Source organism: Asaia sp. W19 (assembly GCF_003994335.1).
In the GTDB taxonomy this organism is placed as follows: Bacteria; Pseudomonadota; Alphaproteobacteria; order Acetobacterales; family Acetobacteraceae; genus Asaia.
In genome coordinates, this window is sequence record NZ_PNQZ01000215.1 from 1 (window position 1) to 1,090 (window position 1,090).

Below are 1,090 nucleotides of genomic sequence, written 5' to 3' on the forward strand. Positions count from 1 at the left end.
AAGCCGGTGCTTTTTGCCGGCACACTGCGCGACAATCTGCTCTTTGCGCGGCCAGACGCCAATGAAAACGAACTGGAGCGCGCCATCAAGGCAGCCTCCATTGACAGTTTCCTCGGCCATCTTCCCAAAGGGCTGGATACAGAGATTGGTGAGGGTGGATTTGGCCTGTCAGGCGGCCAAGCCCAGCGCGTCGCGATCGCGCGCGCCTATCTCAAGGATGCTCCGCTCTTGCTACTCGATGAGCCGACGGCGCATCTCGATCCCCAGACGGAGCAGGAAATCATGGAAGCCCTGCGTCGTCTTTCAGAGGGGAGAACAGTCATTCTGAGTTCCCACTCCGAAGCCATGAAAGCCTTCGCCACGGCGACGCTTCGTCTAAGCTCAGACCGCAACAGGGAGTCCCTATCATGAGCCCGATGATAGTGACGCCGGCAAGTTCCAAGGGGCAAGACAGGATCCGCGTTTCGCAGGCACTGATACGCATTCTCGTCGTCTGGAGACCTTACTATGCGCGCCTCGGTTTTGGCCTGATCCTCTCAGCCCTTGCTGCCATGAGCGGGTTTGCGCTCATGTGGAACGCAGGGATCACTGTGACGACTCTTGCGCTCGGCACGGGCATCGCTTTTGGTCTGCTGAGGCTCTTTGGCGGTGCGCGTATCGGGCTGCGCTATGCCGAGCGGCTTTTTGCCCATGACGCGATGTTCCGGGCGCTTGCCGCGCTGCGCGTCTGGTTTTTCCGTCACCTCGCAGGGGGCGCCGCAGCCGGGTTGGGGTTCCGGCGCGCAGGGGACCTTCTCAACCGGTTGGTCGGCGACATCGAGTTGCTCGATAACATCTATCTGCGTATCGCCATGCCGGCTCTGGGTATTCTGATTGCCCTGCCTGTACTCGTGGTGGTGGCGGGGCGAGAGTCCCTGAGGCTCGGCCTGTCGCTCGGGTTCCTGTTCGTTCTGGCAGGGTGTGTGATCCCGCTTCTGGCCGCACGGCGCAGCGCGCATCGAAGTCAGACGATCCTGCATGCGGAGTCCTCTCTGCGTGTGGCGGCGCTCGATCTCGCGACCGGGCTGCGCGAGGCGCGGGCCTTTTCGGG

The 1,090-nt window shown here is 62.1% G+C and carries 1 protein-coding gene and 1 pseudogene; both read left to right on the forward strand.

Going from position 1 to position 1,090, the window contains the following annotated elements:
* Positions 1-411, forward strand: a 411-nt coding sequence (locus C0V97_RS18120; RefSeq protein WP_127103761.1) for an ATP-binding cassette domain-containing protein, incomplete at its 5' end; no start/stop codon positions are given.
* A pseudogene (locus tag C0V97_RS18125) lies at positions 408-1,090 on the forward strand (thiol reductant ABC exporter subunit CydC); the annotation flags it as partial. The gene C0V97_RS18120 and the pseudogene C0V97_RS18125, both read left to right, overlap by 4 nt.